Here is an 18,268-nt window from a genome sequence, read left to right on the forward strand (position 1 = left end):
CGGTGGACGTCTCCTACGGGACCATCTGGGAAGCCGTTGCCCGCCGGATGCCCGACGCCGTCGCCATCTCCGAGCCCGGTCGGGACTACACGTACGCGGAGTTCGAGCAGCGCTCCGCACGGCTGGCCGCGGCGCTGGCCGACACCGGCATCGGCCCCGGCGACAAGGTGGCGTGCTACCAGTACAACGGGGCCGCGTACCTCGAAACCGTGTTCGCCGCGCTGAAGATCGGCGCGGTCCCCATCAATGCGAACTACCGCTACACCCAGGACGAGCTGTCCGCGCTGCTCACCGACGCCGACGCGGCAGCGCTCGTCTTCAGCGGCGAACTCGCCGCGAACGTGACCCACGCCGTGCAGCACGTGTCGACCTTGCGCCTGTTGGTCCGGGTGGGTGCCGCGCCCGCCGACCGGCCGGGACCCGAGGTCGTCGAGCTCGCGGACCTGCTCGCGGCGACCGAGGCGCGCCCGGCGGAGGAACGTCCGGGGTCGGACCAGATCTTCATGTACACCGGCGGCACCACCGGGAAGCCGAAAGGCGTGATCTGGCGGCAGGCCGACCTGCTGCACTCGATCGCCGTCGCGACCTACCGGCCGCTCGGAGTCGACGCACTGCCTTCGACGCTTGACGAGGCGGTCGAGATCGCCGTCGCGGCGCACCAGCGTGGCCAGGCTCCCGCGACGATGCCGATCGTCCCGCTGATGCACGGCACCGGGTTCTTCAACTCGCTGGCATCCCTGCTGGTCGGTGGCCGTATCATCACCGCGCGCCCCGGCAGGCTCAACCCGCGGCATATCTGGGAGACCGTCGCCGAACAGCGCGTCGGGCGGATCATCGTCGCGGGAAACGCGGTGTGCCAGCCGCTGGTCGACGACTTGGTCGCCGCCGAACGGGCCGGGACGCCGCATGATCTCAGCTCGCTGAAGTCGGTCCTCAGCTCCGGCACGGCGTTCAGCGACCAGCTCAAACGCGCCCTGCACGAACGAGCCGACGTCACGATCAGCGATGCGATCGCCTCAAGCGAGGGCGGCCCCTTCGCCTTCGCGATCACCTCGTCCGTCGATGACTTGCCAGCCCGTTTCTTCCCGGTGCCCGCCACGAAGGTCATCGGGGCCGACGACAGGGAGGTCGTGCCCGGCAGCGGGGAGAAGGGCGTGCTGGCCTACAGCGGCCCGATTCCGCTCGGCTACTACAAGGACACGGCCAAGACGACCGCCACGTTCCGCGTCATCGGCGGGGTTCGCTACGCGATCCCAGGGGATTTCGCCGAGATCTCCGCCGACGGTGCCATCCGCTTCCTCGGCCGGGGATCGGGGGTCATCAACACCGGCGGCGAGAAGGTTTACCCCCAGGAAGTCGAGGACGCGCTGCTGACCCACCCGGACGTGACCGATGGTGTCGTCGTCGGTGTCGCGGACGAGACCTGGGGCGAACGAGTCGCGGCCGTGGTCGCGACGGCGAACGAAGAGCTGACGGAACAGGAGATCCAGAATTGGGTCCGCCGCAACCTGGCTGGGTACAAGGTGCCCCGCGACGTAGTGCTGCTACCCAGGCTGCCCCGAACACCATCCGGCAAGGTAGAGGTGTCCTGGGCCAGGAAAACCATCGAAGCCAACACCAAACCGACCGCGCGGTAGTGCTCGACCGCCGAGACGTGGATCGTTCGTTGCGCTGAACGGATCTTGTGGTACGGCCGTACGGGCAGGCAAACTCCTGGCCCATGGCGAAGTCTATGCGCTTTGCGCTGTTGTCCGTTCTCGTCGCCGTTCTCGCGGTGGTGGGATTCGTTGTGCCTTCTCAGGCCGCCCAGCGCGGCGGCGGGGTCGATCCAAGGCCCAGCACCGCTGAGCTCGCTCGGGAACTGCTGGAACTCCAATGGCGGAGCCGGGGCGAGATCCAGGTTTCCCCGATCGGCAAGTCCAACCAGGGCAGGCCGGTGTGGAGCGCGCGGGTGGGGGGCGGGCCGTTGCGCATCCTCTACATCACCCAGCAGCACGGCGATGAGCCGCTCGGCACGCCCGCGGCGCTGGAATTCCTGCGCGAAGTCGGTGTCGGGCAGAGCAGCGACCAGCGGTGGCTGCGGTCGCAGGTCACTGTGGACATCGTGGTGCGGGCCAATCCCGACGGCCACGAGCAGAACTGGCGGTACAACTACGCTCCCGACGCGGATCCGGAATACGGCGAGGCGGGCAAGGGCTACGACATCAACCGCTACCACGATCCGGCGGTCGCGCCCGAGGACAACCCGGCCACCGAATCCGGTCTGATCCAGCGGCACTACGCGGAGTTCCAGCCGCAGATCGTGGTGGACTACCACATGCAGGGCCGCTACCTCGACGACCAGGGTCGCGAAATCACCGCGTCGCTGATGTGGCCGACGCACCCGGACGTGACGGCGGACGACGTCGCGCTGGCCAAGCAGATCGCGGTGGTGGCGCAACGGTCGATGAACGAAGGCGGCGCCAACGTGTCGCAGTATCCCGGCGACGATTACCAGGGAATCGCCCGCAACGCCTACGGACTGCTCGGCAGCGGCAGCGTGCTCATCGAACTCAGCGACATGGGCGCGGAACACGAGCAAGCGCAGATCACCTCGGCACTGCAGTCCATGCTGGCGATCGCCAGGAGTGCGGCGGACGGTTCGCTGGGAACCGTCGATCCGGGCGAGGCCGACGCGATCCCGCCGCGCGGTGCGCCGATTCCGCAGAACACCGCGGTCAGCGCCGCGCATTCCGACTGAGGTACGTCGACAGCCGATTGCGGGTCTGTTGCCCGACGGCCTGAAAAGCCCGCTGACCAACGCAAAAATCGCGGACCGGCACCGGTCGCGCGAAGGGCTCTCGTCCGCGTTGGGTCGGCGGGCTTTCCGCACATGTCAGCCGTGACCAGGCCGTCACGGCTGAGGTGTCGCACGCAGCGCCACCACGGCCTCGGCCGTATGCGCGAAGAACGTCAGCGTTTCCTCGAAGTACAGCTGCACGCTCGTCTCGTCGTGCCGCAGGTAGCCGATCGAGACGTCTTGGCCGAGGTCCAGTTCGAAGTCGCCGCCGCGGGTGGACAGCAGGAAGGCCCCGTCGATGGCGGGCGCCGAGATGATCGTTTCGCCCAGCAGTTGGGCGAGGCGTTCGTACATCGGATAGCCATCGTCGGCGGCCTCGCTGACGGCGGTGTAGGCCGCGGCACTGAGCGCCAGCCCGTAGGGACCGCCCACACCGGCCCGTCGGAGCGCGGCCAGTGCGTCGCCGATGACGCGGGGGTAGTCGGCCACGTCCGCCGGTAGTGTCAGCTCCGGATTCGACGAGCTGGCGCGCAGGCCCGCGATACCGGCGGCGGCGTACCCCTCGAACACCGCGCGGTCCTCGGCGAACGCGATCTGCCGGGCGGCGTCCTTCACCGGCTGCCAGTCGGCGTCCTTGGCCCCGCGTTCGACGTCGTCGACCTGCTGGCGATCGACGGTGAAGGGCACCCGCAACTCGACGATCGGTTGGCTGCGGCGCGTGCGGGCGTGCACGCCCGCGGACGGCGAGTCGACGGCGTCCAAGTGGCCGGTCCCCACTGCGGACAGTTCGAGCCCGCCCGGCTCGGGCACCTCGACGAGTCGGCGGGCGGCCGCGTAGCTGGTGAACGTGCGTCGCGCCTCGTTCTCCAGGTCGACCCAGGCGGCGTCCGAGATGGGGGCCAGTTCGCGGTGCAGGTTGTTCATGGTGCTGTCCTCCCGTGCAGGTCACCGATCCCGAGGCTTCCGCCGGTCGGGACCCGCGGGCGCTGGGCTGGCCCGGCCGCGTCGGTTTCGGTCTTCGGTTGATCGGGGAGGTCGTCGAGGAAATCGGCGGTCGGTGCGAAGAACAGCGTTCCGGTCACGGCGGTGGAGAAGTCCAGGATGCGGTCGTGGCGTGCCGGAGGATTGCCCAGGAACATGTTTCGCAGCATCTGCTCGGTCACCTCCGGCGTGCTCGCATACCCGATGAAGTAGGTGCCGAACTCACCTCGTCCGACGTTGCCGAAGGGCATGTTGTCCCGCAGTATCTGCCGCTCGGTGCCGTCGGGATCGGTGATCGTGGTCATGGCGACGTGCGAATCCGCTGGTTTGACGGCGTCGTCCAACTCGATGTTGGTCAGCTTGGTGCGGCCGATGACGTTCTCCTGCGCCTCGGTCGAAAGCGCGTTCCAGGCGTCCAGGTCGTGCAGGTACTTCTGCACGATGACGTAGCTCCCACCGGTGAAATCCGGGTCCTCGTCGCCGACGAGGACCGCGGCGCTGGCCACTGGTCCGACCGGGTTCTCCGTGCCGTCCATGAATCCGAGCAGGTCGCGGATGTCGAAGTACTTGAACCCGTGCACCTCGTCACGCACCGTCACTGCCCCGCGCAGGCGCGCCATGATCTGGCTGGCGAGCCCGAAGCACAGGTCCAGCCGCATCGCCCGGATGTGGAAGAGCAGGTCCCCCGGAGTGGACACGGCGCGATGCCGCGGGCCGGTCAGCTCCCGGAACGGGTGCAGTTCGGCCGGGCGCGGCCCGCTGAACAGACGATCCCACGCCTGCGATCCCACTCCGGCAACGCAGCTCAGCCTGCCCTCGGGGGCTCCGAAACCAACGGCGCGCTGCAACCCCGACAGGTCGGCCAGCAGTTCGCGGGCGATCGGCTCGCGGCCCGAGTCGACCGTGACCACGAGGAAGATGGCCGCGGTGGTCAGCGGGCTGAGCACCGGCTGCGAAATCGCGCCTCGGGCCATCATCACTCCCTCGATCGTCGCATCGTGCTGGAGGTGCCGATGCCGCAACGGATCGGCCAGCACAAGCGTGCTGCGACGAGGTGCGCGATGCATCCCGAAGGGGCCGTTGGTCCCTCAACCATCGGGAACGCGGTCCGCCGTGCAGTGCCAGCGCCTGCTCAGTTGTCCTTGAGCGCGCTGGCGAGCATCTTGCGGGTCTGGTTCGGGGTGTGGGCGTCGACCGTGAGCCGGTGGGTGACCTTGCTGTACACCTCGACCTCGTCGGGCTTGTCCAGGTACAGGGCGCCGCAGAGGTGTTCCAGGTAGACGATGTCGGGGATTTCCGATTCGGCGAAGCGGAGGAGGGTGTAGGACCCCTCCGCGCCGGACCGGCCGAGTTCGAACGGCAGGATCTGCAGCGACACCATCGGCATCGTGGTCACTTGGAGCAGGTGCTCGATCTGCTCGCGGAGCACTTCCCGGCCGCCGATCGGTCGGCGCAGCACCGACTCGTCGATCACCGCCCACAACCGCGGCGCTTTCGCCTGGCTGAAGAGCTTCTGGCGCTGCATGCGCAACCGCACCCGCCGGTCGATCTCCTCCGGCGAGGATTCCGGACGTCCCTGGGCGGCGACCGCGCGGGCGTACTTCTCGGTCTGCAGCAGGCCGGGGACGAACTGGATCTCGTAGGTCTGGATCCGGGAAGCTGATTCCTCCAGGCCGACGTAGTCCTGGAACCACGACGGCAGCAGGTCGTTGAAGCTGTACCACCAGCCCGGTTCGTTGGATCGGCGCACCAGGTCCAGGAAGGTTTCGCGTTCCTCCGGGTCGGCCACCCCGTAGAGCGTCAGCAGGTCGGCGACATCGCGTTCCTTGAAGCCGACCCGGCCCAGTTCGAGTCGGCTGATCTTCGATCCGGAACCGCGGATGGCGTATCCGGCTTCCTCGCGGGAGATTCCGGTCGCCTCGCGCAACCTGCGCAGTTGGCTGCCCAGCACGAGACGGCGAGCGGTTGGGCCGCTTCCCGTGGCGCTTTCCGGGGCCACGCGAGACCTCCTGCTGCACTGGCCTTCACCCACTGCTGCGATTCAGAAGCAGAAGGTTACGCCCGAGATAGTAGCCGAGCCGTGCCACAGGTCGAGTGCCGTACCCGAATTGGCGTACCTGAGCCGATCCGACGTCGTCGATCGCCAGGTGGGTCCAGTTCCGAAGACCGAGTTAGCAGCACCCGGAACAAAGATTTCGCCAGGTGCTGGAAACGTGTCAGGATTCCGGCAATTGGCGGCCGCGGGTCTCGGGGCAGAACGGCACCACGAGCATTCCCACCACGTAGACCAGTCCGAGCGTGGAGGCGGCGATGCCGTAGCCGCCGAGGCGGTCGATGATCGTGCCAGCGGTCAGCGGTCCGAGGAAGGCGATGAACCGCGCCGCGTTGAATGCGAACGCCGCGCCGGTGGCGCGCAGGTGCGTCGGGTAGAACTCCGGCAGCCACACCGGCATCCAGGTGTACTGGCCCAGGGTGAAGAAGCCGTTCACCACGCAGAGCAAGAGGATCAGGGCGAGGTTCTGGGTCCACAGGAACAGCACCGGGGTCAACACCAGCGACGCCCCGAAGTACAGCAGCACCGTGGCCTTGCGCCCGAAGCGGTCGGCCAGGAAACCGAGGCTGATGTAGCCCGCGATCGCGCCGACGTTGTAGACCATGCCCGCGGTGCTGGCGAAGCTCTCCGCGGAGTGGCCGTCGCGCGCGGCGACGCTCCCGACGTAAGCCGGTACCCAGGTGGAGATTCCCCACCACGCCAGCGTGGTCACCGTCGACATGATCGAGCCGAGGATGGTCAGTCGACGCAACTTCGGGTCGACCATGATCTGGCGCAGCGTGAACCGCGTGTAGGAGCGGTCCGCGTCGGACAGTTCCTCGTGGCCGCGCAGTTCGGTGCGTCGGTTCCGGACCTTCGTCCAGCGCTCGGACTCCGGAACGCCGCGCCGCAGCCACAGGGCGAACAGCGCGGGCAGCACCCCGAGCAGGAACATGTACCGCCACGCGTCCGGTCCCAGCGGCGCGATGAAGTGCCAGCACGCCGAGGCGACGAAGAAGCCGAGGCCGAGCCCGCACTGCATGAATCCGGCTGCTTTGGCCCTGGCGCGCGTCGGCCACAGCTCGGCGACCAGCGCGGTTCCGGTGCCCCACTCCGAACCGAGCGTGATGCCGGTCAGCAGCCGCAGCACCAGGAAGGACTCCCACGACCACGCGAACGCCGACAACCCGGTGAACAGGGAGTACAGCACGATCGAGGTCAACAACATCCGGCGCCTGCCGACGTAGTCCGCGACGATCCCGCCGATGATGCCACCGGCGCCCCAGCCCAGGAGGGTGAGCGCGATGGTGAGTCCGATGTGGAAAGCGGACTGCCCGCCAGCCTCCGGGGCCAACTGCCGCAACGCCGACCCCGCGGTGAGGATGAGGGCGTAGGTCTCGAACCCGTCGAACAGCCAGCCGAGGTTGGCGGCGGTCAGCGCGCGCCACTGGGTCCGGTCCAGCGTCTGGTACCACCGCTGCGGCGGGGTGTCCGTTTCCGTCATCGCGATCTCCGTTGATTCGTGCGATTTTCCGGCCCTACTGGCCGGTGTTGCCCCGCATGCGGGTGCTGATCGCGACCTCACCGCGCGTCACGATCCAGTTCACGGCGAATCCGAGCACCCCGGCGATCGTGAGCAGCCCGTACACCTGTGCGGAAAGGTAGTTCGCCTGCGCCGCGCCCAGCGCGGCACCCAGCCCGTTGACCCGCGTCACGATCTCCACCAGCAGCGTGATGATCAGCGCGAGCGGCGCGGCGACCCGCACCCCGAGCAGCACTGCCGGTAGCAGCGCTGGCAGCAGGATCTTCGTGGCGCGGTGCCAGCGGGACAGGCCCAGCGTCCTGGGCACGTCGAGCAGGACCGGGCTCAGCGACCGCCTGGCCTGCCGGACCGCCAGCAGGATGGGCCACGTGGCGGGCAGCACCACGACGACGAGCTTCATCTGCGTGGTGTAGCCGAGGATGAGCGCCGCCACCGGGACCAGGGACGCCGCGGGCAGCGCCCGGAGGAACTCCAGGCTCGGCGAGAGCGCGCGGTCCACCGGGCGGCTCGCCCCGATCAGCGTGCCGACCACCGATCCGATCAACGTCGCCAGCGCGAGGCCGACGAGGAACGTCGCCGAGGTGGCGCCCACCGCGTCGAGGAGCTTGTTGCCGGTCAGCAGCGGTTGGATTCCCGCCACCCACTCCGAGGGCGGCGGGAAGTACGGCGAGTCCGGGTCGCCCACCAGTTGCCACAGCGCCAGCAGCGCTGCGAGCGGGAGCAGACCTCGAACCGGCGTGCCGCCGCGGCCCTGCTTCGTCCTGCGAGTCATCACACCTCCCCGGACGCGGCCAGCTGGCCGCGGAAGAGCAACCTCGCCGCACCCATCATGAGTCCGTTGAGCACGATGCCCGCGACACCGATCACGAAGACACCGGCGAACATCTGGCCCGGTTGCAGCGCCTGCGCCTTGCTGACCAGCGTGGCGCCCAGCCCGGCCGGGTTGCCGACCATCTCGGCGACCAGCGTGAGCACCAGCGCGATCGACAGCCCCAGCCGCAGGCCGACGACGATCGACGCGGTGGCGGCGGGCAGCCGGATCTTCCACAGCTGAGCGGGTCGCGACAGCCGCAGGACCACGCCGACCTCGACCATGCGGGCCTCGGTGCGCATGCCGCTGACGGAGTTGAGCAGGATCGGCCACACCGCCGCGTAGAAGCTCACCAGGATCTCCATCTGCACCGAGAAGCCGAACAGCAGCACGGCCACCGGTACGAACGCCACGATGGGCAGGGCGCGCAGGGCTTCCAGGCTGGCCATGGAGTAGCGCCAGACCGGGCGGACCAGCCCGAGCACAGCGCCCGCCGCGACGCCCACGACACCAGCCAGCGCCCAGCCGCTGAGCGCCGCGACGAGCGTGTGGCTGAGCGCGGTCCACAGTTCCCCGGTGCTGCTCAGCTCACCGAGCCCGACCGCGACGTCCGTCGGCGGCGGCAGGTAGGAGAAGTCGAGCAGCTTCGTGCGCACGGCCACCTCCCAGAGCACGAGCCCGAACGCGAACACGGCGATGCCGACGAAGTTGATCCGCCGCCACATCGCTCGTCCGGTGCTCGCAGTGTTGGCCTGGGGACGCTCAGTCATGTCCACCTCGCTCGCCGGTGCGGGCCGGGACGCCGACGTCGTGGCCCAGCGCCTCGTAGACGCGGTGCCGCAGCTCCAGGTAGTCCGCCCGCTCCTTGGTGGTGATCTGGTGCCGGGGGCGGTCCAGCGGAACGTCCAGGGACAGGCCGATCGCCGCCGGACTGCCCGCCAGCACCAGAACGCGGTCGCTGAGGTAGACCGCCTCCTCGACGTCGTGGGTGACGAACACGATGGTCGTCGCGGTGAGTTCCTGCACCTTCTGCAGCTGGTCCTGCAGGGAGGCTTTGGTCATCGCGTCGAGCGCTCCGAAGGGCTCGTCCATCAGCAGGACCTTCGGGCGCATGGCCAGCGCACGGGCGATCTGCACGCGTTGCTGCATCCCGCCGGAGAGCCGCCAGGGGTATTCGTCGGCTCGCTCGGCGAGGCCGACCATGCTCAGCGCCTCATCGACCCGTTCGTCGCGCTGCGGGCGGTCGAATGTCGCCTCGATGCCCAACGCGACGTTGCGGCGCACGGACCGCCACGGCAGCAGCGAGTGCGCGTAATCCTGGAACACGGTGACCACGCCCTCCGGCGGACCGTGCACCGCCGTGCCCTCGTGGTGGACCGCGCCTGCCGAGGCGGGCAGCAGTCCGCCGAGCACGCGGAGCAGGGTGGTCTTGCCGGAGCCGGACGTGCCGAGGATCGACACGAACTCGCCGCGGGCCACCGAGAAGTCGAGGCCGTGCAGGATGTCGAACGGGCCGGACACCCCGGGCAGGGTGACCGCGACACCGTGGCAGGTCAGGCTCTCGTTCGCTGCTGTGGTCATGACGTCGGTAATCCCATCGGCTCGGTCTCGGGCACCTGGTCGCCGCAACCGCGCAGCTGTCGGCTCACCCAGGCGGAGTCCACAACGGACCCGTACTTCATCTGGATGTCGAAGAGGTTCGCGGCGTGCGCGAACGGTGACCGGTCGAAGCAGGCGTCCTCGACGACCAGCACGCGGTAGCCGTGCGAGGCGCCGTCCACCACCGTGGCCCGCACGCAGCCGGAGGTGGTCGTGCCGGTGACGATCAGCGTGTCGACCAGGTGCGCGTGGAGGTAGGTCAGCAGTGGCGTGCCGAAGAAGGCACTCGCCTTGGCCTTGGCGAGCACGTACTCGTCGTCGCGCGGCTCCAGTTCCGGCGGGAACGGTGCACCGTGGACCAGCCGCGCGGTCTCCGGTCCCCGGCTGAGCTTGATCGCCCCGCCGACGAACGCCGCGTCGTCGGGCGCGCCGCGGGTGAGCACGCGCGGAATGCCGAGATTCCGTGCCGTGCCGAGCAGATCGCGGATCGCGGGCAACCGGCGCCAGCCTTCGGGACCGCAGCCCGTCGGGTAGTCCGGTCCGCCGTCCTCGCCGGGCCTGCGGCCCAGGAACGACAGCGTGACGTCGACGACGACCAGGCAAGGTCGAAGCCCCATCGGCACCGCGTCGCCGAACCCCGCGGCGCGCAGCCTCCGCTGTTCCTCCGCCGGGACCAGGTCGGCCCAGGCGGTGTTGCCGTTGCGGTCGGTCATCACGTCACCGCTGCGCAGCCACGAGGCTGTTGAGGTCGACGTCGCTGTTGAACCCGTCGGCGTCGCGCATGGCTTGCAGCCAGACCTGGAGATCCTGGGGACGGACCTCGCTGGTGTAGGTGGGCAGCTTCGCCTCGGTGATCACCCGGTCCGGCAGGCCGGTGTACTGCTTGAGCGCCTGGCGCGCCTGGGCGTCGTTGGCCGCGATGGCCCCCTGCGCCTCGTCGAGCGCGGCCCGGAAGTCAGCGATGACGTCCGGGTGCTGGCGGGCGAAGTCCTGCTGGGCGATCCAGAAGATCGCCGACAGTTCGGGGGCGAGCTTGAGGTAGGGGTCGCCGAGGTTGACCGCGTCCGGGCTGTGCAGCACGTTCGTGGCGAACGGCATCACGGTCTCGACCGCGTCGATCCGGCCGGATGCCAGCTGGTCGGCCTGCGCGGGCCCGTCCACCTGGACGATCTTCACGCTGTTCGGGTCGACGCCCTCGCGCTTGAGCCATGCCTTGGTGGCCACGTGCACCGTTCCGGTCTCGGTCAGCACGCCGAGCGTCTTGCCCGCGAGTTGCTTGACGTTGGTGACGCCGGTTTTCCGGGAACCGATCAGGAAGCCGGTCTCGTTGCCGGTGACGTCGACGGTGGCCCCGGCGACCTGCGTGACCTTGATGCCCTGCTGCGCCGCGGTGATCAGGGTCGTCGGCACCGACAGCGCGACGTCGAAGGAGCGTCCGAGCGCGCCCGGCAGCGTGCCGATGTTCTCGACCTTGGTGAACTCCACCTTCAGGTTGTGCTTGGCGAAGATGCCCTGCTGAAGCGCCACCTGGACGGGCAGGGCAGCCGCGTTGGAATTGTGCGCGATCTTCAGCGTCCGGGGATCGCCGTCCCCGGCCGAGCCGGAATTCGTGGCGCCCGTGCAGGCGACCAGGGTGATCGCGAGCAGCCCGGCGATGGCGCTGGCCGCGAGACGGCGGATGGTCATGAACGACTCCTCGTGGCAGTGGTCGTGGAGGCAGTGATCGGGCGGCGTGATCGGGCAGCGGGATCGGACACTGGGTAGACCCACCGAAGAGTGGACCTGTATATGAAACTCACTGTCCTGGGGAGCGGATAGTAGAGATCCGGCTGGACGGGCGTCAAGGCCCGTTTCGTCCGGGTTAACAGGTCATCGTTGCTGCACAAAATGCGGAGAAATGGGCGAGGTGTGCCACCTTGACACCCATATTTCGCTCTCCTAATGTCCTGCATACAGGATTTATTGTCTCCAATGGTGGTCCATATGAAGCTTGCTTCCGAGTTCTCCGTTCCCGCGTCACCGGAGGAGGTCTTCCCGCTGTTCTTCGACCCGGACACGATGCGCGCCTGCATACCGGGCTGCGAGGAACTGGTGCGGATCGACGAGCGGACCTTCCGCGGGCGACTGGTGAACGAGATCGCCCACGTGCGGTTCTCGGCCGGGTTCTCCGCCGAAATCCAGTCGCTCACCGAGCCCAGCGAAGTCGCGGCCGTGCTCAAGGGCGAGGACCGCCGACTCGGCAGCTCGATCAAGATCGACGCACGGCTCACCGTCCGCCCGGACGGCGCGGGCAGCGTCATCGGCTACGAGATGGACGTGGCGCTGTGGGGCAAGCTCGGCCGCCTGGGCGAGCCGATCATCCGGCGGCGCAGCCGCGAGGTGGAGCTGGAGTTCGCGAAGTCGCTGACCGCCGCCGCCAGCGGCGAGCCGATCGGGGTCGCGAAGCAGCCGAAGACGACGCCTGCACCAGCCATCGCGGCCAAGCCCGCCGCGCCGGAACCCGCTGTGGTCCCGAGCGCGCCGGATGACGACGCGAACCTGCGGAGACTCGCGATCGCCAGTGCCGCGATAGCGGCGCTGGCCTTGATCATCTCGCTGATCACCGCCGTGAGACGAGGACGCTGATGGCCCACCTGCACCGACCCGAGACGCTCGCCGAAGCCTGCGCGTTGCTGGCCGAGCTGGACGATCCGATGGTCTACGGCGGCGGCACCGCCATCCAGATCCTGCTCAAGCAGGGGATCCTCTTCGCGGACAACTTCGTGGACCTGGCACTGATCCCAGGTCTGCGGGAGATCGGGCGGAACGGCTCCGAGCTGCGCGCCGGGCCGATGGTGAGCGTGCGCCGGATGGAGACCGACCGCCAGGTCCGCGAATTCGCGCCGCTGGCCGCGTCCGCCTACCGGAACGTGGCCAATCCCCGCGTCCGCAACACCGCCAGCGTCGGCGGCAACATCGCGCACGGCGATTACCGCCTCGATCCGCCCACCGCGCTGCTCGTGCTGGACGCGACGGTCGACGTCGCTTCGGTGCGCGGCACGCGTTCGATCCCGGTGCGCGAGTTCTTCGTGGACTTCCAGCTCACCGCGCTGGAACTGGACGAGCTGATCACGGCAATCCGCATCCCGGCCGTGCCGCCGCGCGCGGCGGGCCGGTTCGTCAAGAACAGCAGCCTGAGCGCCAATGACTGGCCCTGCGCGTCAGCCGCCGTGCTGGTGGTCGATTCCGGCGCCAAGCGCGAGGTCCGCATCGGCCTGGGCGCGGTGGCCCCGGTGCCGCGTTACGTCTCCTTCGATGCCACCGGTCTGAACGACCAGGAGGTGGTGGACGCGGCGATCGAAGCGATCGCACCAGCTGTCGAACCGATTCCCGACGTGCGCGGAGGTGTCGAGTACAAGGAGCGGCTCGCGCGCGTCACCGTCGAAGACGCCGTCCGCGGCGCATGGAAGGACCTCGATGCCTGAGAGCCCGTCGTCATCGACCACCGGCCTCCCGACGCCGCTGGACTCCGGATGGGTCGGCGGCCGACGTGCGCGCTACGACATGTCCGGGCGGGTTCGCGGCACCATCGGACACGTTGGCGACCAGCCCGCTGGCGTGTGCGCGCACGTGGCCGTGCACCGCAGCACTTGGCCGCACGCGACCATCCGCGCGGTGCACATCGAGGACGCCTTGGCGATGGAGGGCGTCTACGCGGTGGTCACCGGCGCTGACCTGCACAAGCAGTTCGGCGACCGGCTGCTCACCGGTCCGGCGTTCGCCGATCAACCCGCCCTCGCCTACGACAAGGTCCGCTTCGTCGGTGAGCCGGTGGCAGCCGTGCTGGCCGCGGATCTGGCGACCGCCCGTGAAGCCGTGGACGCGATCTTCGTCGACTACGACGAACTGGAACCCGTGTACGACCTGGACGACGCGTTGCGCGGCACCTCGTTCGTGCACGACGAACTGCGCCCGTCCGCGGTCTTCGGCGACCTGCGCCACCTCAGCGGTGTCCGCGACACCAACGTCAACTACGAGTACATCCTGCGGCACGGCGAACCGGAGGAAGCCGCGGCTGGCGGCGCGCGCACCGTCAGCGGCGAGTTCTGGGCGCCGCCGACCCACCACGTGCCGATCGAGCTGCCGTCCACCACGGCGTGGGTCGAAGGCGACCGCCTGGAGATGCTCACCACCACCCAGACGCCTTCCTACGTCCGCCAGACCGTGGCCGACCTGCTGGACCTGCCGCTGAGCCGGGTGCGGATCATGACCCGGCCGCTCGGTGGCAGCTTCGGCGCCAAGATGTACGACCGCCTCGAACCGCTGGCAGCCGCGCTGGCGTGGCACACCCGGCGCAAGGTCCATCTCCCTGCCTCGCGGGAGGAATCGTTCCTGCTCACCACGCGGCACGGCGCTCGGGTCCGGTCCAGCCTCACCGCCGGGCCGGACGGCGAGCTGGTGTCGGCGATCGCCGACGTCGAGTACGACACCGGCGCCTACGCCGACGTCGGCCCGCGGATCACCGCCAAGTCCGGCATGGTCTCGCCGGGCCCGTACCGCATCCAGCACGCGGGCGTGCGGTCCCGCTGCGTCTACACCAACAAGCCCTCGGCCGGACCCTTCCGCGGTTTCGGCGTGCCGCAGGTGACGTGGTCGCACGAGACGCTGATCGACGAGCTGGCGCACGAACTCGGCGAGGACCCGTACCAGTTCCGGCGCCGCCACCTGCTCCGCGAGGGCGACATCGCTTCGACGGGCACCCGGATGCACAGCGCCGACTTCCTCGGCTGCTTGGACGCGGTCGCCGAGCGCATCGGCTGGGACACCCCGCTGGAACGCGGCGCGGGGCGCGTCCGCCGTGGTCGCGGGGTCGCCGTCGGCGTGAAGGCGGTGCTGACTCCGACCATCGCCAACGCGACGCTCCAGCTCAACCAGGACGCCTCGGCGACGCTGCTGATCAGCACGGTGGACATGGGGCAGGGCAGCGACACGATCATGGCGCAGATCGTCGCCGACGTGCTGCGGATGGACAGCCACCGCGTGCACGTCGTGAAGGCCGACACCGACGTGACCCCGTACGACACGATCACCGCGGGCAGCCGCTCCACCTACCACACCGGCAACGCGGTGCGCCGGGTCGCCGAGGCCATGCGCACCCGGCTGGTCGAGCTCGCCGCCGAACAGTCCGGTCAGGACGCCAGCGAGCTGGAGCTCGTCGCGGACGGGGTGCGGCACACCGGCACCGGGCACACGGCGCCGATCTCCGAGCTGATCCGGACCCGGTTCGGCGCGCGGGGCGCCACGCTGACCACCGAGGCGAACTTCACCTCGACCTGGGCGCCCTACGACAAGGAGACGGGCCGGTCGGAGAAGGTGACCGAACACTGGTTCGCCGGTGCGGTCGGCGTCCGGCTCGCCGTGGACACCGCCACCGGCCGCGTCCACATCGAGCACCTGGCGGTGGCCGGGGACGTGGGCCGGGCCATCAACCCCACGCTGGTGGAACAGCAGCTCACCGGCGCGGCGATCATGGGCATCGGCCACGCGCTGTTCGACCAGCTGGTGATCTCCCAGGGCCAGCTCGTCAACGGCACGCTGCTGGACTACCAGCTGCCCTCGATCCGCGACCTGCCCGATGAGCTAACGCCGATCGTCGTCGAAAGTCCGCACGCCGACGGCCCGTTCGGGGCCAAGGGCGTGGGGGAGACCGGAATCCTGGCGGTGGCCCCCGCGATCGGCAACGCGATCCGGGACGCCCTGGGCATCCGCCTGACCCGGCTCCCGCTGACTCCCGAGAGCATCGTCACCGCGCTGAGCGAGGAAGCCACCCGATGACCACCATCACCTTGACCGTCAACGGCACCACCCACCGGGTCGAAGTCACCGACTCAACCCTGCTGCTCGACGTGCTGCGCGAGCAGATCGGCTGCACCAGCGCCCGCGAGGGCTGCGGGGTCGGTGCGTGCGGCGCGTGCACCGTGCTGGTCGGCGGCATGAGCGTGTCCAGCTGCCTGGCGCTGGCGCTGCGCTACGACGGCGCCAGCATCACCACCGCCGACGGGCTCGACGAGAACGACGACGTGGTGTCCGCGTTCGTGGACTGCAGCGCCGCCCAATGCGGTTACTGCATCCCCGGATTCGTGTTGATGTCCCGCGAACTGCTGGCGGAGAACCCGCAGCCGACCGAGACCGAGATCGCCGATCACCTGGAGGGCAACATCTGCCGGTGCGGGACGTATCCGGAGATCCGAAAAGCAGTCGCCACGGCGGCGGAGCGGAGGGCTGCGCGATGAAACTGACGACCAGCTGGGGAGAACTCGCCGCGCTCGACGAGGGCACCGGCGAACCGGTGCTGCTGCTGCACTCGCTGGCCCAGCGCGGCGAGCTGTGGCGGCCGCTGATCGACCGCATGGCGCCGCACGCACGGGTGCTGGCCATGGATGCGCGCGGCCACGGTGACTCCACATGGGACGAAACGCCGTTCTCGGTGCAGGACCTGGCTGAAGACGCAGCGCGGCTGATCACCGAGCTGGACGCCGGTCCGGCCGCGGTCGCCGGGATGTCGATGGGCGGCTGCGTCGCGATCGCGCTGGCCGCCACCCACCCGGAGTTGGTGCGCAGCCTCGTCCTCGCCGACACCACCGCCTGCTACGGCCCGGACCGGCGCGAGCAGTGGGAGCAGCGCGCGCAGGTCGCCCTGGCGAAACCGCGCCGGGAGCAGACGACGTTCCAGCTCGACCGCTGGTTCTCCCCGGAGTTCGTGGCAAGCGATCCCGCGGAAGTGGCGCGAGTGGTGGAGATCTTCGTGCGGACGGACTCGCGCGCCCACGCGCAGGCGTGCCGGGCGCTGGGCGATTTCGACGGCACCGCGCTGCTCGCTTCGATCGCCTGCCCGACGCTGGTGGTGGTCGGCGAACATGATTACGCCACCCCACCGGACATGGCGCGTACCCTGGCCGACGGCATCCCGGACGCCGAATTGCGGGTGTTCACCGAGGCGCGGCACTTCAGCGTGCTGGAGAAACCGGACGCGAAGGACCTGGTCGTCAGCCACCTGCTCGGCAAGGAGGCGTAGCCCCATGTCCGAACCCCTGCTCAGCCTGCGCACCTGGTTGGACACCGTCGCGGGCTTCGGCGAACTGCGGCACGTCAAGGGCGCCCACTGGGACGTCGAGTTGGGCGCCATCGCGGAACTGAGCTACCAGCGGCCGAAACCGCTGGCGCTGCTGTTCGACGACATCGTCGACTACCCGAGCGGCCACCGGGTGCTCACCGGCAGCACCGGATCCGCCCGCCGCCTCGGGCACACCCTGCGCCTCGGCGACGACCTCGACGACGCCGGGCTGAAGGCGGCGCTGCGCGGCAAACCGTCCCAGTGGGCCGCGGCCGCCGCCGACCACCGCACCGAGGTGGTGACCGATGCGCCGCTGCTGGCGAACGTGGTCGAGGGACCGGACGTCGACCTGCTCGCGCTGCCGGTGCCCCGGTGGCACTCCGAGGACGGCGGCCGGTTCGTCGGGACCGGCTGCTTCGTGGTGACCTCCGATCCGGACACCGGCGTCATCAACGGCGGCTGCTACCGCATGGAGGTGCAGGACGAGGGCCGCTCCACCACCATCGCCGCCGTGCCGGGCAAGCACGGCGCGCAACACATCCAGCGCTGGTTCGAGAAGGAGGGCCGGGCGCCCGTGGTGGTGTCGTTCGGCCACGATCCCGTGCTGCTGGTCACCGGCGGCACCGAGGTGCCGAGCGGGATCTCCGAACTCGACTACGCCGGGGCGATCGTCGGCGCACCCGTGCCCGTGCTGCTCGGCGAGCACACCGGGCTGCCCATTCCCGCTGGCAGCGAAATCGCGATCGAAGGCTGGCTGCGCCCGGACCACCTCCGCGATGAGGGGCCGTTCGGCGAGTGGACGGGCTACTACTCGGGCGGGCGGCGGCCAGCCCCGGCGGTGGAGATCACGCGCCTGTACCACCGGGACAATCCCGTGCAGCTCGGCGCCCCGCCCGGCAAGCCCCCGCACGACTACTCCTACATGCGCACGGTCATGAAGTCGGCGATGATCGAGGACGCCCTGAACTCCTCCGGTGTCGCTGGCATCCGCGGTGCTTGGGCGCACGAGGCCGGTGGTGGTCGGCTGTTCATCGCGGTGTCGATCGACAACCGGTACGCCGGGCATTCCCGGCAGGTCGGGCACCTCGCCGCCCAGTTGCCCGCGGCGGCCTACATGAACCGGTTCGTGGTGGTGGTCGACGACGACATCGACCCCACCGATCTCGGCGAGGTGGTGTGGGCCATGAGCACCCGCTGCGACCCGGTGCGTGACATCGATGTCGTCCCCGGCACCTGGGGCAGTAAGCTCGACCCGATGCTGGTCGAGGGTGCCCCGCCCTACAACAGCCGCGCCGTGATCGACGCGTGCCGCCCCTTCGAGCGGCGTGCCAGCTTTCCGGCCGTGTCCACCGGGGATCCCGCTTACCTCGACGCGGTGCTGGAACGCTGGGCGGACGTGTTGAAGTGACGAACCGATGAGGAGTGATCGT

17 protein-coding genes are annotated in these 18,268 nt (G+C 69.5%); 8 read left to right on the top strand and 9 right to left on the bottom strand.

Annotation, left to right across the window (positions count from 1 at the left end):
* Nucleotides 1–2: 2 nt before the first annotated feature.
* Together MOQ72_RS00435 and MOQ72_RS00440 are read left to right on the top strand one after the other, a co-directional pair.
* Entirely contained in the window at nucleotides 3–1,637 is a 1,635-nt protein-coding gene (locus tag MOQ72_RS00435) for an AMP-binding protein (RefSeq protein ID WP_242179735.1), read from the top strand.
* Between the two features lie 83 nt (nucleotides 1,638–1,720).
* Nucleotides 1,721–2,740, top strand: coding sequence for a M14 family zinc carboxypeptidase (locus MOQ72_RS00440; protein ID WP_242179736.1), 1,020 nt, complete (start codon nucleotides 1,721–1,723; stop codon nucleotides 2,738–2,740).
* A 153-nt stretch (nucleotides 2,741–2,893) separates the two neighbouring features.
* Here MOQ72_RS00440 and MOQ72_RS00445 read toward each other — a convergent pair whose 3' ends face one another.
* From MOQ72_RS00445 to MOQ72_RS00485, 9 genes are all read right to left on the bottom strand, one after another.
* A complete protein-coding gene (locus MOQ72_RS00445) occupies nucleotides 2,894–3,703 on the bottom strand; it encodes a family 1 encapsulin nanocompartment shell protein (RefSeq protein WP_242179737.1) in 810 nt (269 codons plus the stop codon).
* Nucleotides 3,700–4,734 (bottom strand): Dyp-type peroxidase, encoded by a 1,035-nt coding sequence (locus MOQ72_RS00450; protein ID WP_242179738.1) that lies wholly within the window; start codon nucleotides 4,732–4,734, stop codon nucleotides 3,700–3,702. The genes MOQ72_RS00445 and MOQ72_RS00450 overlap by 4 nt, the downstream gene beginning before the upstream one ends.
* Nucleotides 4,735–4,892: 158 nt before the next feature.
* Complete coding sequence (locus MOQ72_RS00455) at nucleotides 4,893–5,759, bottom strand: Sco1979 family transcriptional regulator (protein ID WP_242179739.1); 867 nt, start codon at nucleotides 5,757–5,759, stop codon at nucleotides 4,893–4,895.
* A 217-nt stretch (nucleotides 5,760–5,976) separates the two neighbouring features.
* Entirely contained in the window at nucleotides 5,977–7,296 is a 1,320-nt protein-coding gene (locus MOQ72_RS00460; protein ID WP_242179740.1) for an MFS transporter, read from the bottom strand.
* A 34-nt stretch (nucleotides 7,297–7,330) separates the two neighbouring features.
* Entirely contained in the window at nucleotides 7,331–8,107 is a 777-nt protein-coding gene (locus MOQ72_RS00465) for an ABC transporter permease (protein WP_242179741.1), read from the bottom strand.
* On the bottom strand, nucleotides 8,107–8,916 hold the full coding sequence (locus tag MOQ72_RS00470; RefSeq protein ID WP_242179742.1) for an ABC transporter permease: 810 nt from the start codon (nucleotides 8,914–8,916) through the stop codon (nucleotides 8,107–8,109). Before MOQ72_RS00470 ends, MOQ72_RS00465 begins: the two co-directional genes overlap by 1 nt.
* A complete protein-coding gene (locus tag MOQ72_RS00475) occupies nucleotides 8,909–9,727 on the bottom strand; it encodes an ABC transporter ATP-binding protein (protein ID WP_242179743.1) in 819 nt (272 codons plus the stop codon). The genes MOQ72_RS00470 and MOQ72_RS00475 overlap by 8 nt, the downstream gene beginning before the upstream one ends.
* Nucleotides 9,724–10,458: an isochorismatase family protein gene (locus MOQ72_RS00480; RefSeq protein WP_242179744.1), complete on the bottom strand. Its 735-nt coding sequence runs from the start codon at nucleotides 10,456–10,458 to the stop codon at nucleotides 9,724–9,726. The genes MOQ72_RS00475 and MOQ72_RS00480 overlap by 4 nt, the downstream gene beginning before the upstream one ends.
* A gap of 4 nt (nucleotides 10,459–10,462) precedes the next feature.
* Entirely contained in the window at nucleotides 10,463–11,431 is a 969-nt protein-coding gene (locus MOQ72_RS00485; protein ID WP_242179745.1) for an ABC transporter substrate-binding protein, read from the bottom strand.
* 297 nt (nucleotides 11,432–11,728) lie between these two features.
* Here MOQ72_RS00485 and MOQ72_RS00490 point away from each other — a divergent pair, with 297 nt between their 5' ends.
* From MOQ72_RS00490 to MOQ72_RS00515, 6 genes are read left to right on the top strand one after another with little or no spacing between them, the layout of a single operon-like run.
* The gene (locus MOQ72_RS00490; protein WP_242179746.1) at nucleotides 11,729–12,370 is read left to right on the top strand and encodes an SRPBCC family protein; all 642 of its coding nucleotides are present in this window, start codon (nucleotides 11,729–11,731) and stop codon (nucleotides 12,368–12,370) included.
* Nucleotides 12,370–13,209, top strand: a complete 840-nt coding sequence (locus MOQ72_RS00495; protein ID WP_242179747.1) for an FAD binding domain-containing protein — start codon at nucleotides 12,370–12,372, stop codon at nucleotides 13,207–13,209. Before MOQ72_RS00490 ends, MOQ72_RS00495 begins: the two co-directional genes overlap by 1 nt.
* Complete coding sequence (locus tag MOQ72_RS00500; RefSeq protein ID WP_242179748.1) at nucleotides 13,202–15,559, top strand: xanthine dehydrogenase family protein molybdopterin-binding subunit; 2,358 nt, start codon at nucleotides 13,202–13,204, stop codon at nucleotides 15,557–15,559. Before MOQ72_RS00495 ends, MOQ72_RS00500 begins: the two co-directional genes overlap by 8 nt.
* Nucleotides 15,556–16,017: a (2Fe-2S)-binding protein gene (locus tag MOQ72_RS00505; protein WP_242179749.1), complete on the top strand. Its 462-nt coding sequence runs from the start codon at nucleotides 15,556–15,558 to the stop codon at nucleotides 16,015–16,017. The genes MOQ72_RS00500 and MOQ72_RS00505 overlap by 4 nt, the downstream gene beginning before the upstream one ends.
* The gene (locus MOQ72_RS00510; RefSeq protein WP_242179750.1) at nucleotides 16,014–16,799 is read left to right on the top strand and encodes an alpha/beta fold hydrolase; all 786 of its coding nucleotides are present in this window, start codon (nucleotides 16,014–16,016) and stop codon (nucleotides 16,797–16,799) included. The genes MOQ72_RS00505 and MOQ72_RS00510 overlap by 4 nt, the downstream gene beginning before the upstream one ends.
* Nucleotides 16,800–16,803: 4 nt before the next feature.
* Nucleotides 16,804–18,246: a UbiD family decarboxylase gene (locus MOQ72_RS00515; RefSeq protein ID WP_242179751.1), complete on the top strand. Its 1,443-nt coding sequence runs from the start codon at nucleotides 16,804–16,806 to the stop codon at nucleotides 18,244–18,246.
* Nucleotides 18,247–18,268 lie beyond the last annotated feature (22 nt).

Origin of the sequence: Saccharopolyspora soli (genome assembly GCF_022678645.1) — a bacterium.
Classification (GTDB): domain Bacteria; phylum Actinomycetota; class Actinomycetes; order Mycobacteriales; family Pseudonocardiaceae; genus Saccharopolyspora; species Saccharopolyspora soli.

Bases quoted from the DNA above. Each gene is read 5' to 3' on its own strand.
- MOQ72_RS00440 (WP_242179736.1), top strand. From the start codon at position 1,721: ATGGCGAAGTCTATGCGCTTTGCGCTGTTGTCCGTTCTCGTCGCCGTT.
- MOQ72_RS00445 (WP_242179737.1), bottom strand. From the start codon at position 3,703: ATGAACAACCTGCACCGCGAACTGGCCCCCATCTCGGACGCCGCCTGG.
- MOQ72_RS00450 (WP_242179738.1), bottom strand. From the start codon at position 4,734: ATGGCCCGAGGCGCGATTTCGCAGCCGGTGCTCAGCCCGCTGACCACC.
- MOQ72_RS00460 (WP_242179740.1), bottom strand. From the start codon at position 7,296: ATGACGGAAACGGACACCCCGCCGCAGCGGTGGTACCAGACGCTGGAC.
- MOQ72_RS00465 (WP_242179741.1), bottom strand. From the start codon at position 8,107: ATGACTCGCAGGACGAAGCAGGGCCGCGGCGGCACGCCGGTTCGAGGT.
- MOQ72_RS00470 (WP_242179742.1), bottom strand. From the start codon at position 8,916: ATGACTGAGCGTCCCCAGGCCAACACTGCGAGCACCGGACGAGCGATG.
- MOQ72_RS00475 (WP_242179743.1), bottom strand. From the start codon at position 9,727: ATGACCACAGCAGCGAACGAGAGCCTGACCTGCCACGGTGTCGCGGTC.
- MOQ72_RS00480 (WP_242179744.1), bottom strand. From the start codon at position 10,458: ATGACCGACCGCAACGGCAACACCGCCTGGGCCGACCTGGTCCCGGCG.
- MOQ72_RS00485 (WP_242179745.1), bottom strand. From the start codon at position 11,431: ATGACCATCCGCCGTCTCGCGGCCAGCGCCATCGCCGGGCTGCTCGCG.
- MOQ72_RS00490 (WP_242179746.1), top strand. From the start codon at position 11,729: ATGAAGCTTGCTTCCGAGTTCTCCGTTCCCGCGTCACCGGAGGAGGTC.
- MOQ72_RS00495 (WP_242179747.1), top strand. From the start codon at position 12,370: ATGGCCCACCTGCACCGACCCGAGACGCTCGCCGAAGCCTGCGCGTTG.
- MOQ72_RS00500 (WP_242179748.1), top strand. From the start codon at position 13,202: ATGCCTGAGAGCCCGTCGTCATCGACCACCGGCCTCCCGACGCCGCTG.
- MOQ72_RS00505 (WP_242179749.1), top strand. From the start codon at position 15,556: ATGACCACCATCACCTTGACCGTCAACGGCACCACCCACCGGGTCGAA.
- MOQ72_RS00510 (WP_242179750.1), top strand. From the start codon at position 16,014: ATGAAACTGACGACCAGCTGGGGAGAACTCGCCGCGCTCGACGAGGGC.
- MOQ72_RS00515 (WP_242179751.1), top strand. From the start codon at position 16,804: ATGTCCGAACCCCTGCTCAGCCTGCGCACCTGGTTGGACACCGTCGCG.